This window comes from Streptomyces sp. SID3212 (assembly GCF_009865405.1).
Classification (GTDB): domain Bacteria; phylum Actinomycetota; class Actinomycetes; order Streptomycetales; family Streptomycetaceae; genus Streptomyces.
Map to the genome: position 1 here is coordinate 1 of NZ_WWJY01000106.1, position 14,319 is coordinate 14,319.

Sequence of the window (14,319 nt, forward strand, 5' to 3'; positions counted from 1 at the left end):
CCGGGCGCGACGGTCGGCGTGACCACGACGCCGTCGGCCGTCGGGGTCACCGCGCTGCTCGACCAGGGGCCGCCGCGTTTCCTCGGCGAGGTCCCGGCGGCCGGGCGGGCGGGGATCGCCGGGGCGCTCTCGCTGCCCGCCGGGGCCCTCGCCGATCTGCCCCTGGAGGTGGTCACCACCGGGCTGAGTTATCTGATCGTGCCGGTGACGTCAGGGCTCGCGGAGGCTCGGATCGCGCACCCGGATTTCGCCGCGCTGCTGGAGGGGTACGGGGCGCGGTTCGCGTACGTCCTCGACGTCGGGGCGGCAGGCGCCACCGGGAGGTGGGTCCCCGAGGGCCGGAGCTGGAACAACGACGGGGTGCTGGAGGATGTCGCCACCGGCAGCGCGGCCGGCTGCGTCGGCGCCTTTCTGGCCAAGCACGGGCTGGTCCCTCCGGACGCCGAATTCACCCTCGCCCAGGGCAGGTTCGCGGACCGCCCGAGCCTGATGCGGGTGACGCCCCAGGGGCCGGCGGACGCCCTGACGAACGTACGGGTCGGGGGCGAGGTCGCCCTGGTCGCCGCCGGGCGACTCGACCGGCTCCCTCCCGCGATCCGTTAAGGTCGACTTCCGGTACGAACGTCGAGGCGACGACGGTGGAGGCGCGGTGCGACTGCGGGTGGAGTTCACGACCGAACCCTTCGACCTCGACGAGGCACCCGCGCACGCGCTGGTGGCCCGGGAGGTCGTGGGGAACGCCTCGCTGGACTCCGTCGACGTCGGCCCGTTCGGCAACACCGCCGAGGGCGGCTCGGACGAGGTGCTGGCGGCCGTGAACGCGCTGCTGCGCGAGACCCTGGCGGCGGGCGCGACCCGGGTCTCGCTCCAGGTGAACGTGATCGACGCGGAAGCGGCGGACGAAGCCCCGGAGGGCGGTCGGTGACCGCCCCGCGCGACCACCCCCTCGTCGCCGCCGTCAAGCCGCTGGTGGACGCGATGGGCGGCGAGCTCATGGCGGCGGCCGAGGCCGAGCCCGACGACGTCGTGCTCGCCTGGGAGGGCGAGGAGGTTCTCGCCGTACGGCTGCCGCAGCTCTCGGAGTCCCTGGACCACATCCTGGCCGCACTGGAGCGCCGGCACGGCATGCCGCTGGCCGAGTTGGACCGTAAGTCCAAACAATCGGTCGTCCGGATACTGGAGGCGCGCGGCGCCTTCTCCGTACGGCACGGCGTGGAGACGGTGGCGAGCGCGCTCGGCGTCAGCCGCTTCACCGTCTACAACTACCTGAACTACGCGAACGAGCAGCGGGCGAAGGCGCGCGAGGACGGGGAGCGTCCGCCGGCGGTGGACGGCTGACGCGTCGCCGCCGCTGAACACCCGTCACATATTCCCCGGCGGTTTCCCCGGCGGGGCCGGCCGTGCGGCCATCCCCAAAGCTTGGCAAACATCAGGGCAAAGGAATGTTGTGCCGTGGCCCGATCCACCGGGCGCCGGCCGGGCAGCGGGCCGTACAGCGGTTGTCGCGCTCCGTACGGTGGCGGCCGGGACACGTACGGACGCGTAACGGAAATTCTTCGCCGAATGCGGACGTATCCCGTCATTTTGGGCGCATGGCGGGCCTGCTTACTCTTGCCGAATGAATGATCCCAATTCGGAAGAAAACGGATCTCTGTCCACGAAAAACGGATCTCTGTCCACCCTCGGCGACTCCAAGTGGAAACCGGCGACCTGGATCCTCCTGATCGTCCTCTGCGGAGCGCTCTTCCTCGACGGTCTCGACCTCACGATGGTCGGGGTCGCCCTGCCGGACATCGGCAGGGACCTGCATCTGTCGGCCAGTTCGCTGCAATGGATCGTCAGCGGCTACGTCCTCGGTTACGGAAGCCTCCTGCTGCTCGGCGGAAGAGCCTCCGACCTGCTGGGACGCCGACGGGTCTTCCTCGCCGCCTTGTGCGTGTTCGGCGCGGCGTCGGTCATCAGCACCTTCGTCGACAGCGACATCCTGCTGATCGCCCTGCGCTTCATCAAGGGCGCGTCCGCCGCCTTCACCGTCCCGGCGGGCCTGTCGATCATCAACACCACCTTCACCGAAGGCAAGGCACGCAGCCGCGCCATGGGGATCTACGCCGCGTGCGGCGCGAGCGGGTTCTCCCTGGGGCTGATCTTCGGCGGACTGCTCACCGAGCTGAACTGGCGGCTCACCTTCCTCGTCCCCGGACCGATCGCCCTCGCGCTGGTCGTCGCGGGCCTGAAGGTCATCCCACGGGTCCCGCGCGGCAAGCTGAGCCTGTCCGGGCTGGACCTGCGGGGCGCGGTGAGCTGTACGGCGGCGCTGCTGCTCCTCGTGTACGCGGTGGTGGAGGCGCCCACGCACGGCTGGGGAAGCTTCTCCACCCTCGGCCTGCTGGCGCTGAGCGTCGTGCTGATGGCGGTGTTCGTGGTCCTCGAACGCAGGCACCCCACCCCGCTGCTGCGGCTGGGCATCCTGCGCTCCGGCCCGCTCGTCCACGCCAACATCTCGGCGGCGGTCATGTTCGGCGGCTACGTCGCCTTCCAGTTCCTGGTGACGCTGTACGTCCAGAACTCCCTCGGCTGGTCCCCGATCCACATGGCCCTGGCCTTCCTGCCCGGCGGACTGGTCGTGGTCCTCAGCGGCTCGAAGATCCCGCTCCTGCTGGAGCGTTTCAGTACGGTCAAGCTGCTCCTCGCGGGCCTGACCGCGTTCGCGGCGGCCTACGCCCTGTTCCTGCGCGTCAGCCCGGGGCAGTCGTACGCGAACTTCATGCTGCCCACGATCCTGCTGCTCGGCGTCGGCTTCGCGCTCTGCTTCCCGGCGGTGAACGTGCAGGCCACGGCGGGCGTGAAGGACGAGGAGCAAGGACTGGCGTCCGGCATCCTGAACTCCAGCCTCCAGATCGGCGGCGCGATCGTGCTCGCGGTCGTCACGGCGATCCTGGGCACCGGGACGACACACATCCAGCACGCGCAGCTTCTCCCGCACATGAAGACCGCGATCGGCGTCACCGTCGGCATCACGATCTTCGCGCTGCTGGTGACGATCGCCCAGTACACCCGCAACCGGCGCCAGGAGGCGGCGGCCGTGGAGGCCGAGCCGAGCGAGCGTCCCGAGTCCGAGTATTCGGAGGTGTGACGGTATGACCTTGTGACCGTATGGCACGTGAACCGTGTGACCCGGCCCCTGACCCCTGATCCCGGTTCCTATCCTTTGGCCATGACTTCCCAGAAAGATCAACGGCGCCACGCGATCGCCGAGTTGGAGGAGTTGGCCGACCTACCGCTGAGCGCGGCGCAGATCTTCCGGAGGGCGGACGAGGTGCTGCGCCCGGTCCTCGGGTACGACGGTGTGTGCTGGCACGGGACCGACCCCGCGACCGGTCTGGTCACCTCCGTCCTCACCGACGACCTGCGGCTGGAGGACTTCCGGCATGCGGTGGAGCTGGAGATCCGGACCGAGGACGTGACCCAGTTCGCCGACCTGAGACGCGGCGGACTGGTGGCCGACTCCCTCACCCGGGCGACGCGTGGCCGCCCGGGTGACAGCCGGCGCTTCCGCGAGCAGATAGCCCCGGCCGGATTCGGCGACGAACTGCGGGCCCTGTTCGAGGCGGCGGGCGCCGCGTGGGGGTGCGCCGCCTTCATGCGCGCCCCGGACCGGGGCGCCTACCGCGTGGGGGAGGTGGCGCTCGCCCGCCGTGCCGCCCGCTCCCTCGGTACGGCCCTGCGGCACAGCCAGATGCGCGCCGCGGGCTCACCGGCGGGCGGGCACCCGCCGGCCGTACTGCTCCTGGACTCCCGCAACCGGGTGGTGCGCGCCGACGACCGGGCCGAGGTGCTGCTCGGGGAGATCTCGGACGACGCGGTGGGGGTCTTCGAGGTGCCGACCTCCCTGCTGATGGCCGTGGAGCAGGCCAGGGCGGCGAAGGCGGCCGCGGGCGCGCCGCCGCGGCTGCGGGTCCGTACCCACGCGGGGGCGTGGCTGGTGCTCAACACCTCGATCATGGGCTGCGGCGCCGATCACCTGGCGGCCGTCGTGATCACCCCCGCGAACGCGGACGACGTCCTGCCTGTGGTGTTCGCGACGTACGGGCTGACCGCCCGCGAACGCGAGGTCGCCGTACAGGTGCTGCGGGGCAGGGACACCCGGGAGATCGCCCGCGCGCTGTCGCTGAAACCGCTGACCGTGCAGGACCACCTCAAGTCGGTGTTCACCAAGGCGGGGGTCCGCAGCCGGCGCGACCTGGTGGCGGGTCTCGTCGCCTCGCGGGTGCCGGAGATCCTGGACTGATCCCGGGAGCCGGGGATCCCACGATCTCGCGAGCCGGGGATCCCACGATCTCGGGATCCCGAGATCCCGGAGCGGTCCCGGGGGCGGCGGTGAGCGGTGGCGCGCGGCCGGTCCCGGGAAACCCCCTGATTTCTGGGATATCGCCGGACCTCGCTCCTACTCGATCATGAGCGGGCCTCCCCCCTCCCGTGTTCTCGTCCGAGGAGTACCCATGGTCCGCCGAAGATCATCCGCCCGCCGCCCGCTCGCGGCCCTCCTGGTCGCGGCCGTCGCCGCGCTTCCGCTGCTGCTGACGCCCGCGCCCGCCTTCGCCACGCCCCTGCCCGCGTGCGTCACCTCGGGTCCCGGGCAGGTGGACCCGGACGCGCCGGCGGGCGACGAGGGCACCCAGATGACCCGTGAGCAGGCGCTGTCCTTCGTGGCCGGCCGCGAGAGCTCGAACGGCCTGGACGGCGATCCGCACGTCCATACGAACCCGCAGGGCCGCCTCACCGTGGGGATCGGCTTCGATCTCGACAGCCCGGACGCACGGGACCTGCTCGACGCCGTGGGCGCGGACTACGACGATGTCCGGTCGGGTGCCCAGGATCTGACCCCTGATCAGGTCCGCTTCCTTTTCGAAGTCAGATTCACCGCCGCGGAAAAGGCTCTGCAAGCTCTGATTCCGGGCTTCGACTCGCTGTCCGGCAACCGGAGAGCGGCGCTGATGGACGTGATGTTCGACGCGGGCCCCGACCAGTTCAAGGCACTGGCCTTCAAGGCGATGATCACCGCCATCTCCCAGGGCCAGTACAGTGCCGCCGCGACCCAGCTCCAGAGAACGGCCTGGGCGTCGCAGGTCGGCTACCGCGCCAAGTACGACGCCGACATGCTGCGTTCGGGAGTTCTCTGCTACACCCCGCCGCCCGTCGGCGTGTGGTGGCCCAACACCAACCCGATCGACGACTGGCGGGTGGGCGTGATGATCGACGGATATCTGCATCTGCCCGGCGGCGTGGTCATTGCCCGCCCCGGTGGCGGGGCGATCCAGAACTTCTTCAAGCCGGAAGAGACGTGCGAGGCGACCTTCCTGGTCATCGTGAACACGACCTCCATCGACATCGTCATATCGATGTCCTGCTACACCATCCTGGTCCCGAACCCGTAGGACCACCTGGGGGCGGGTGCGTGGTCCCGGTCCGGTCGTGGCCCGGCCGGGATTTCAACAAAGTGTTGACGGCGTCGGGGCGAGGGCGTTAGCTAGGCGCAGCCCGTTCAGCGCAGCCACGGAGGCACCGTGACGTACCGGCCACCGCCGGGCCTAGCCCGGTTCAACGTCTCGTCCGACAGCGCGGCCCTGGCCGTGCTCCGTGAGGTGTGCGCCAGTCCGGCGTGGGGGCGCGAGCTGCTCGCTCAGCGTCCGTACGCAGGACTCGACGACCTCCTCACCGCCGCGGACACCGCCGTGGCCGCGCTGGCGGAGGACGATCTGGCCGAGGCGATGGCGGGGCACCCGCCGATCGGGCGGCCCGCCCCGGGGGACCCGGTCTCCTCCCGCGAACAGCGGGGGATGGCCGGCGCCTCCGACGCGCTCAGGGCGGAGATGCTCGAACTGAACCTGGCGTACCAGGACAGGTTCGGCCATGTCTTCCTGATCTGCGCCACCGGCGCGACCGGTGAGCAGATGCGGGACGCGCTCAGGACGCGGCTCCGTCATACGCCAGAGGAGGAGCGCGAGATCGTGCGCACCGAACTGGGCAAGATCAACCGCATCCGGCTGACGCGCCTCGTCCTCGAAGGAGACTGACCCCGTGACTGACCCCGTGAGCACCAGCACCCGCCCCGACCCGGCCGCCGGCGCGCCCCGCGACCCCGCCCCGGCGTCCGTGTCCACGCACATCCTGGACACCAGCGCCGGACGCCCCGCCCCGGACGTCGCCGTGTCGCTCGCGGCGCGTGGTGGTCCCGGCGCCGCCTGGGTGACACTCGGCGGTTCGCGGACCGACGCGGACGGGCGCTGCACCCACCTGCCGGCGCTGCCGCCGGACACCACGCACGTACGGCTCGACTTCACCACCGGGCCGTATCTCACCCGCAGGACACAGGCCGAGGAGCGGCAGGACGCCCCCGCGCTACGGGACAGCGGTGCGTTCTTCCCGGAAGTCGCGGTCACCTTCGCCGTCACCCCGGGCGAGCACTTCCACGTACCGCTGCTGCTCAACCCGTTCGGCTACTCCGTATACCGAGGGAGCTAGCAGGCATGCCCACCACGCTCGGACAGAACCAGTACGGCAAGGCGGAGAACCGCGTCGTCAAGATCACGCGGGACGGCGCCACCCACCACATCAAGGACCTGAACGTCTCGGTCTCCCTCTCCGGCGATCTGGACGACGTCCACCTCTCCGGCTCGAACGCCCATGTCCTGCCGACCGACACCATGAAAAACACGGTGTACGCGTTCGCCAAGGAGCACGGCATCGAGTCCCCCGAGCAGTTCGGCATCGTGCTGGCACGGCATTTCGTGACCACGTGCGCGCCGATCGACCGGGCGCGTGTCCGGATCGAGGAGTACGCCTGGGAGCGGATCGCGGCCGGTGAGGGGGGCGACGGCGGGCACTCGTTCGTCCGCCGGGGGCAGGAGACCCGGGTCAGCCAGATCACCTTCGACGGCGAGCGGGTGGAGGTCGTGTCCGGACTCAAGGACCTGACCGTGCTGAACTCGACCGACTCCGAGTTCTGGGGGTTCGCCAAGGACAAGTACACGACCCTCAAGGAGGCGTACGACCGGATCCTCGCGACCGACGTGTCCGCGCGCTGGCGGTACGGCTGGTCCGGTGACGCGGGTTCCGATGACGAGGGAGCCGACGGCGACATCGGCGCGCCCGACTGGAACGAGTCGTACGAACAGACCAAACGCCATGTGCTCGCCGCCTTCGCCGAGACCTACTCGCTCTCGCTCCAGCAGACCCTCCACCAGATGGGCACCCGGGTCCTGGACCATCGCGACGAGATCGACGAGATCCGGTTCTCGCTCCCCAACAAGCACCATTTCCTGGTCGATCTGGCGCCGTTCGGGCTCAAGAACGACAGCCCCGAGGGAGCCGTCTACCTTGCCGCGGACCGCCCGTACGGCCTGATCGAGGCCACTGTCCTGCGCGACGGCGCCGACGCGCGGATCGCCGCGGACCTGACCACCCTCTGAATCGCCCGTACAGGAAGAGGAACCGCCATGGCGGCACCGCGCGTCTCGCGCATCGTCATCGAGAACTGCGCCGTAGCGACCGTGGACGCGCACGACACCGAGTACGCCTCGGGCCACGTCGTGATCGCGGACCACCTGATCGAGTCGGTCGGCGCGGGCCCCGCCCCCGCCGGTCTGGACGATGTCGTACGGCGTGTCGACGGCACCGGCCATCTCCTCACCCCCGGCCTCGTCAACACCCACCACCACTTCTACCAGTGGATCACCCGCGGCCTCGCCACCGACCACAACCTCTTCGACTGGCTGGTCGCGCTCTACCCGGTCTGGGCGCGCATCGACGAGCCGATGCTCCGCGCCGCCGCCCGGGGCTCCCTCGCGATGATGGCCCGCGGCGGTGTCACCACCGCCATGGACCACCACTACGTCTATCCGCGCGGTGCGGGCGACCTGACCGGCGCGATCATGGAGTCGGCCACCGAGACGGGCGTACGGTTCACCCTCGCCCGGGGGTCCATGGACCGGGGGACGTCGGACGGCGGCCTGCCGCCGGACTTCGCCGTCGAGTCCCTGGACGGCGCCCTCGCCGCCACCGAGGAGGCCGTCGACCGCTACCACGACACCTCCTTCGACGCGATGACCCAGATCGCGGTGGCCCCCTGCTCCCCGTTCTCCGTCTCCACCGAACTCCTCAAGCAGGGCGCGGAGTTGGCCCGCCGCAAGGGGGTCAGGCTGCACACGCACGGCAGCGAGACCGTCGAGGAGGAGCAGTTCTGCAAGGAACGCTTCGGGATGGGCCCGACCGACTACTTCGAATCGACCGGCTGGCTCGGCGACGACGTGTGGATGGCCCACTGCGTCCACATGAACGACGCGGACATCGCCGCCTTCGGCCGTACGGGCACCGGCGTCGCCCACTGCCCCTCCTCCAACGCCCGCCTGGCCGCCGGGATCGCGCGGGTCCCCGACATGCTCGCCGCAGGCATCCCCGTCGGCCTCGGTGTCGACGGAACCGCCTCCAACGAGTCCGGCGAACTCCACACCGAACTGCGCAACGCCCTCCTGATCAACCGTCTGGGCGCCCACCGGGAAGCGGCCCTGACGACGCGTCAGGCACTGCGCCTCGGTACGTACGGCGGGGCGCGGGTGCTGGGCCGCGCCGACCAGATCGGCTCGATCGAGGCGGGCAAGCTCGCCGACCTCGTGCTCTGGAAGATGGACACCCTCGCCCACTCCTCCATCGCCGACCCGGTGACCGCGCTGATCCTCGGTGCCGCGGCCCCGGTCACCCTCTCGCTCGTCAACGGACGCGCCGTCGTCGAGGACAACCACCTCACCACGGTGGACGAGGACGCCGTCGCCCGCTCCGCCAGGAGCGAGGCCGGCCGCCTCGCGCGGATCGCCGGACAGGACTGATCCGCCCCGCAACTCCGGCCGGGGGGGACGGCCCCCGGCCGGATCCGCGTTCCCAACCCCCCGGGCTGGACCTCACGGTCCCGGACTGGGAGCGGGCAGGGGAGAAGAGGTGGGGGAGAAGAGGTGGGGGCGACCGGAGCCGCCCCCACCTCCGTCATCTGATCAGGCCGTCGCCACCGCGAACACGTGGATGACACCGCCGTCCGTCGTGTCCGGCAGCGTCACGCTCGCCAGCCGCTTCCCCGCCTCCAACGGGATCGGGGCCGTGGCGAAGACGTCCGTACCGACCTGGTCCACCCCACCGCCCGACACGTCGCGGTACGTGGTGTGGACCGCCACGACATTGCCGAAGGACGGCTGCTGCGTGCCGCCCCCCAACGTCCAGTCGCTGAAGCCGATCTGGGCCCGCTGGGTCGAGCCGTCCGTGTACGTGAGAGTCACCGCACCCGTCGTCGCGCCGTTGATCGCGCTGCCCAGCAGGCTCAGCTTCGTCGCGTCCGCGGAACCCGCCGAAACGTCGAGGACCTGCGGTGCGCCGCCGCCCACCACCTCGATGTTGTCCGGGTCACCCGGGTTCACCGCGGGCCACGTGAAGTCGAAACCGCCCGCCGAGACAGTGCCACCGGGCTCCGCGCCCGCTCCCGCGAGGGCCTTGGCCGAGTAACTCCAGCCTTGACCATCGAAGTTGGCCTGGGGGTTGGTGTCGTCCGCTGAGATCCCGGCGTTGTTGAGGTTCCACAGCACACTGTCCCGCGCGGCGAGCGTCACCGCGAGCGACGTCTTGGGCAGCGCCGTACCGGTCGCCGAGGTCAGTGTCACCGGCACCGTGTAGAAACCGGGCCGGGCGCCGGCCGTGGCCGTGACGGTGAACTTCTCGCTGCCCGAACCACCCCCGGCCACCGGGAAGTCGCCCTCCGACGGCGTCACGGCGACTCCGTCGGGCGGGGTCGCCTTCCAGTGCACGGTGGTGGCCGCGTCCTCGATCGTCAGCACCCTGACCTCGGAGCCGGTGCCCTCGCCGCCCGGCTCCACCTTCACCTGGCCGGGCGCCGTACCCGTGAAGAACGGCACTCCGCCCTCGCGGAAGGACGGCGGGGCGTCGGCCGGGTCGCTGCCCCACGCCTTGTCCGGCTCGCTGCCCAGCGTGTAGTCCAGGGTGCCGCCGTGCGTGACGAAGGAGGCGGGCACCCACGGCCTGGTCGACTTCCTGCCGTCGGTCCGCAGTCCCCGTACGTACAGGTTCTCTGCCGAGGTGCCCGGCGCGTTGACCGTGATCTTCTTGCCGTGTCCGGTACGGATCACCGCGCGCGGGAACAGCGGTGCGGACAGCACCAGATCGGCTCGGCTGGGCACCTGCGGGTACATGCCGAGCGCGGAGAAGACGTACCAGGACGACATCGTGCCCGCGTCGTCGTTACCGGGAATGCCGCCCGGCCGGTCGGTCCACAGCTGGTCCAGCTCCGCGCGTACGGTTTCCTGGGTCTTCCAGGGCGCCCCCAAATAGTCATACAGGTAAGGGGCGTTGATGTCCGGCTCGTTGGTGGGGTCGTAGCGGGTGGGGTCCTGCGCCGAGAAGTCGAAGGCGCCTTCGGGGGTACGGAAGAACGCGTCCAGCCGCTTCACGGCGGTCTCGTTGCCGCCCATCGCGCGGGCGAGACCGGCCACGTCCGAGTAGACCATCCAGGTGTACCGGGCGCTGGTGCCCTCGACGAAGCCGCTCTCGGTGCCCGGGGAGAACGAACCGCCGACCCAGGTCCCGTCCGCCTTCCTGTCCCGCATGTAACCGCCCTGCGGGGTCGCGTTCGCGTCGAAGACGTACCGCCAGGCGCCCGAACGCTCCAGGAACGCCTTCTGGTTCGCCCGGTCGCCGACGGCACCGGCCAGTTCCGACAGGCCGTGGTCGGCCGCCGCGTCCTCCAGGGTCTCGGCCGCGCCGCCCCAGCAGTGGCAGCCGTCGGCCGGTACGTACCCCAGCTCCAGGTACTTGTCGAGCGCCGGGCGCTGCCCGACACACTCCACGTTGCAGCCCGCGCTGTCCGAGTCGTTCGCCGTCGGCACGGTCGCCGCGGTGATCAGTGAGCGCAGCGCGCCCCTGACGTCGAAGTCACGGCCCCCGAAGGCGTGGATCCCGGCGAGGGCGGCGGCCGACGGATCGCCGGACATCACACTGGTCTTGCCGTTCTCCAGCAGCCAGCGGTCCCACTCGCCGTCGCGCTGGTTCGCGTAGTTGAAGAGGGACTGGGCGTAGTCGCTGCCGGCCCTCGGGTTGAGCAGGGTCATCAACTGCACCTGCGCGCGGTACTGGTCCCAGCCGGAGAAGGTGCCGTACTGCGCCTTCTGGCCCTTCGCCAGCCGGTGCGGCGCGCGGTCCGCGCCGAGGTAGCGTCCGTCGACGTCGCTGGTCAGGGTCGGTTCCAGCATCGAGTGGTACAACGCGGTGTAGAACGTGGTGCGTTGGGCGTCGGAACCGCCGCTCACCTTGATCTTGTCGAGTTCGCTCCGCCACGCCGACCCGGCCTGCGACCGCACTGCGTCGAAGGTCTTGCGGGGCGGGTTCTCGGCGCGGAGGTTGGCCTCCGCGTTGGCCGCGCTGACGTACGAGATCGCCACCTTGGCCTGCACCCGCGCGGTTCCCGGGGCGAACGTGACGTACGCGCCCGAGCCCTTGCCCGCCGCCGGGATGCCGTTCGAGCCGTAGCCGGTGCCGCCGGAGGCCGAGGTCGATCCGGGGTTCAGGGTGGTGTCGGTCCAGGTGCCGGTCTTCGCGAACGGCTGGTCGAAGTGGGCCGTGAAATAAAGGGTGTAGAGGTCGTGGCGGTTGTTGGCGCTCTGCGGGCCGCAGAAGTTGCCTGCGCTGACCGAGCCGGTCACCGTCCGCGCCGCCGGGTTCACCCGGACGGTCGCGTCGCCGCTGCCCGTCTCGGAGTTGGACGTACGGAACAGCATGCTGGCGGGCTTGTCCGCCGGGAAGCCGAAGCGCCCCGAGCCGGTGCGGGGAGTGGTGGTCAGCTCCGCAGAGGCACCACTGGCCAGCCCGACCTTGTAGTAGCCCGCCTCGGCGGTCTCGTCCGCGTGGGAGAAGGTACTGGCGTACTTGGCGTCGGTGGTGTCGGCCGTGGGGGAGGAGTCGACCTCGCCGACGTACGGCATCACGGGAATGTCGCCGTTGGCTCCGTAACAGCCCACGCCGTTGAGGTGGGTGAGGCTGAACCCGCGGATCTTCGTCGCGCCGTACTCGTACCCGCCGGGCGCGGGGGTCGAGACCTGGCTGCCCCGGCTGTTCTGCGGGCTCCAGGCCAACATGCCGAAGGGCTGTACGGCGCCGGGGTAGGTGTTGCCCGCGTTGGTCGAGCCGATGAGCGGGTCGACGTACGCCACCGTGTCCCGCACCTCGCCCCGGCCGCCACCGGGAGCCGCGGCGGGGGTGGTGGCCGACGCGGGGACGGCGCCGGCCAGCGAGAGGACCGTACCGAGCGCCGCCACGAGCGCGACCGCCACGCCACTTGGGGTACGGCGCCGGGACGGCCGGAGCACCGGCCGGAACCGCCCCGCGCGAGAGCGACCTGAGGGAGTGTCTGACACCGTTCCCTGCCCTTCATCAGTTCGGACAACGCCTGAGCGGACAACGTTGTCATGATCGGGTCAGGATGGTCCTCCGGGTGATCACCAGGTGTCAAGAGTGCGCGTGCGACGCGCCGTACCCAGCGCCGCACGCGCACCGATCAGGGAAGCGGCCCCTCTCGGGTCCGCCGGACGGCCTAGCCGATGTGGAAGCTGTCCCCGTACACCTTCCAGTCGAGCGGCGGGTTCAGGTTCAGGTTGCCCTTGCTGAGGAACACCCGCTGCGCCGTGTCCACGCGGCTGGTGTCCGAGTGGGCCTCCTCCTGCTGCATCGCCCAGACGCGGGCGTCGAGGAAGGCGTTCAGCCAGGTGGTCTCGTTGCCGCCCTGGGCCGGGGGCTTGGCCTTGGTGAGCGCGCGCTTGCGGATGCCGCCGAAGCTCGTGCCGTCGTTGCCGTCGCCGTGCATGACGATGGCGTCGTAGTAGATGAACTGGCCGAGCACGCCGACGCCGTCCGACTTGCCGCGGCTGACCGCGGGGTTGAAGTAGACGCGGTCGCGCTCGTCGTTCTGCGCGGTCTGGAACTGGGTGTCCTTGGCGGCCGTCTTCCACGCGCTGACGAAGCCGGAGCCGAGGCCGGTGTGCGAGTCCGTGCCGTCGACGGCGCGCAGCGCGGGCAGGTACTTGGCGAGCGCGTTGCCCGGCACCCGCTGGGTGTAGAGCTCGACGAGGTCGAGCATGTCGTGCGTGCCGGAGCAGAAGCCGATGATCCCGGCGGTGTAGCCGCGGCCGTCGCCGATGTCCTCGATGTAGCCGTACTGCGCCTTCCAGTCCAGCGAGGAGTTCTCCGCGCTGGAGACCAGCTTCATGGCGATTTCCTTCTTCGCCGGGTCGTCGAGGCCGATCGCCGCGGCGGCCTGGGTGCCGGCCGTGGTGGCCGTGACCGCGGCGGGCGCGGGTGCCGTGTTCGCGACGGCGGTGGCCGGAATCGCCACCAGGGTGAGTCCGAGCAGGGCGTGGGGGAGGAACGCGAGCCGGCGCGAGGAGCGTATGGGGGACATGGACACCTGAGGCCTCCAGAGGGGGGATTCCCGCGTGGGTTGTTTGTTAGGAAGCTTTCCTACCAAAGGATGTGGGCCGCGTACACCCGTTCGGCGCAAGGAAGATCTGGTGCCGGGGTGGTTCGGGCGGTTCTGCGAGGGAGTGTGACGCGCGGCGAGCGTGGGTGTTACTCGCCGGAAATGCGGTAACGGTCGCCGTAGACCTTCCAGCCGAGCGGGGTGTCGAGGTTCAGATTGCCCTTGGCAAGAAAGAGCCGTTGGGCGGTTTCGACACGGCTCGTGTCGGAGTGGGAGGGTTCACGGCGGATCGCGGCGACCCGCGCGTCCAGGAACGCGTCGAGGTACTCCTCCTCGCCGCCCCCCTCGGCCGGCGTGTCGGCGGTACGCAGGGCTTCGGCCCGGATCGTACGGAAGCCGACCGTGCCGTCCGTGTCGCCCGAGCCGTGCATCACGTACGCGTCGTAGTAGACGAACTGCCCCAGCGCGCCCAGCCCGTCGGCCTTCGCGCGGGACACCGCCGGGTCGAAGTACTGCCGGTCGCGCTCGGCGTCCTGCGCCGCGCGCAGGGCGGGATCCCGGGCCGCCCTCTTCCACGCGGCGGTGAAGGGGGCGCCCAGGCCCGCGTGGGACGCGGAACCGTCGGCCGCCTCCAACGCCGGCAGGAAGCGCGCCAGTTGGTTGTCCGGGCGGGTGTCCGTGTACCGCCGCACCACCTGGAGGAGGTCGCCGCACCCGGTACAGAAGCCGATGATCCCGGCGGTGTAGCCGCGGCCGTCGCCGATGTCCTCGATGTAGCCGTACTGCGCCTTCCAGTC

The 14,319-nt window shown here is 70.7% G+C and carries 13 protein-coding genes; 10 read left to right on the forward strand and 3 right to left on the reverse strand.

Annotation, left to right across the window (positions count from 1 at the left end; all coding sequences use genetic code 11):
- The 10 genes from GT042_RS03025 to GT042_RS03070 all read left to right on the forward strand — a co-directional run.
- On the forward strand, window positions 1-603 hold a 603-nt coding region (locus tag GT042_RS03025; protein ID WP_237530425.1), incomplete at its 5' end, for a PhzF family phenazine biosynthesis protein.
- A 46-nt stretch (window positions 604-649) separates the two neighbouring features.
- Entirely contained in the window at window positions 650-925 is a 276-nt protein-coding gene (locus tag GT042_RS03030; protein ID WP_161307140.1) for a hypothetical protein, read from the forward strand.
- Window positions 922-1,338: a helix-turn-helix domain-containing protein gene (locus tag GT042_RS03035; RefSeq protein WP_161307141.1), complete on the forward strand. Its 417-nt coding sequence runs from the start codon at window positions 922-924 to the stop codon at window positions 1,336-1,338. Before GT042_RS03030 ends, GT042_RS03035 begins: the two co-directional genes overlap by 4 nt.
- A gap of 280 nt (window positions 1,339-1,618) precedes the next feature.
- Window positions 1,619-3,133 (forward strand): MFS transporter, encoded by a 1,515-nt coding sequence (locus tag GT042_RS03040; protein WP_161307142.1) that lies wholly within the window; start codon window positions 1,619-1,621, stop codon window positions 3,131-3,133.
- Between the two features lie 81 nt (window positions 3,134-3,214).
- Window positions 3,215-4,288 (forward strand): helix-turn-helix transcriptional regulator, encoded by a 1,074-nt coding sequence (locus tag GT042_RS03045; RefSeq protein ID WP_161307143.1) that lies wholly within the window; start codon window positions 3,215-3,217, stop codon window positions 4,286-4,288.
- A gap of 211 nt (window positions 4,289-4,499) precedes the next feature.
- Window positions 4,500-5,435: a hypothetical protein gene (locus GT042_RS03050; protein WP_161307144.1), complete on the forward strand. Its 936-nt coding sequence runs from the start codon at window positions 4,500-4,502 to the stop codon at window positions 5,433-5,435.
- Window positions 5,436-5,564: 129 nt separating this feature from the next.
- Entirely contained in the window at window positions 5,565-6,074 is a 510-nt protein-coding gene (gene uraD / locus GT042_RS03055) for a 2-oxo-4-hydroxy-4-carboxy-5-ureidoimidazoline decarboxylase (protein ID WP_161307145.1), read from the forward strand.
- A 16-nt stretch (window positions 6,075-6,090) separates the two neighbouring features.
- The gene (uraH, locus tag GT042_RS03060; protein WP_161307150.1) at window positions 6,091-6,522 is read left to right on the forward strand and encodes a hydroxyisourate hydrolase; all 432 of its coding nucleotides are present in this window, start codon (window positions 6,091-6,093) and stop codon (window positions 6,520-6,522) included.
- A 5-nt stretch (window positions 6,523-6,527) separates the two neighbouring features.
- The gene (gene pucL / locus GT042_RS03065; protein ID WP_161307146.1) at window positions 6,528-7,469 is read left to right on the forward strand and encodes a factor-independent urate hydroxylase; all 942 of its coding nucleotides are present in this window, start codon (window positions 6,528-6,530) and stop codon (window positions 7,467-7,469) included.
- Window positions 7,470-7,496: 27 nt separating this feature from the next.
- Window positions 7,497-8,882: an 8-oxoguanine deaminase gene (locus GT042_RS03070; RefSeq protein ID WP_161307147.1), complete on the forward strand. Its 1,386-nt coding sequence runs from the start codon at window positions 7,497-7,499 to the stop codon at window positions 8,880-8,882.
- Between the two features lie 162 nt (window positions 8,883-9,044).
- Here the strand turns inward: GT042_RS03070 and GT042_RS03075 are convergent, their stop codons facing one another.
- The 3 genes from GT042_RS03075 to GT042_RS03085 form a co-directional block, all read right to left on the reverse strand.
- Complete coding sequence (locus GT042_RS03075) at window positions 9,045-12,380, reverse strand: GH92 family glycosyl hydrolase (protein ID WP_345943664.1); 3,336 nt, start codon at window positions 12,378-12,380, stop codon at window positions 9,045-9,047.
- Between the two features lie 260 nt (window positions 12,381-12,640).
- Window positions 12,641-13,504 (reverse strand): chitosanase, encoded by an 864-nt coding sequence (locus GT042_RS03080; protein ID WP_161307148.1) that lies wholly within the window; start codon window positions 13,502-13,504, stop codon window positions 12,641-12,643.
- A 167-nt stretch (window positions 13,505-13,671) separates the two neighbouring features.
- A partial coding sequence (locus GT042_RS03085; protein ID WP_161307149.1) for a chitosanase occupies window positions 13,672-14,319 on the reverse strand: 648 nt, incomplete at its 5' end.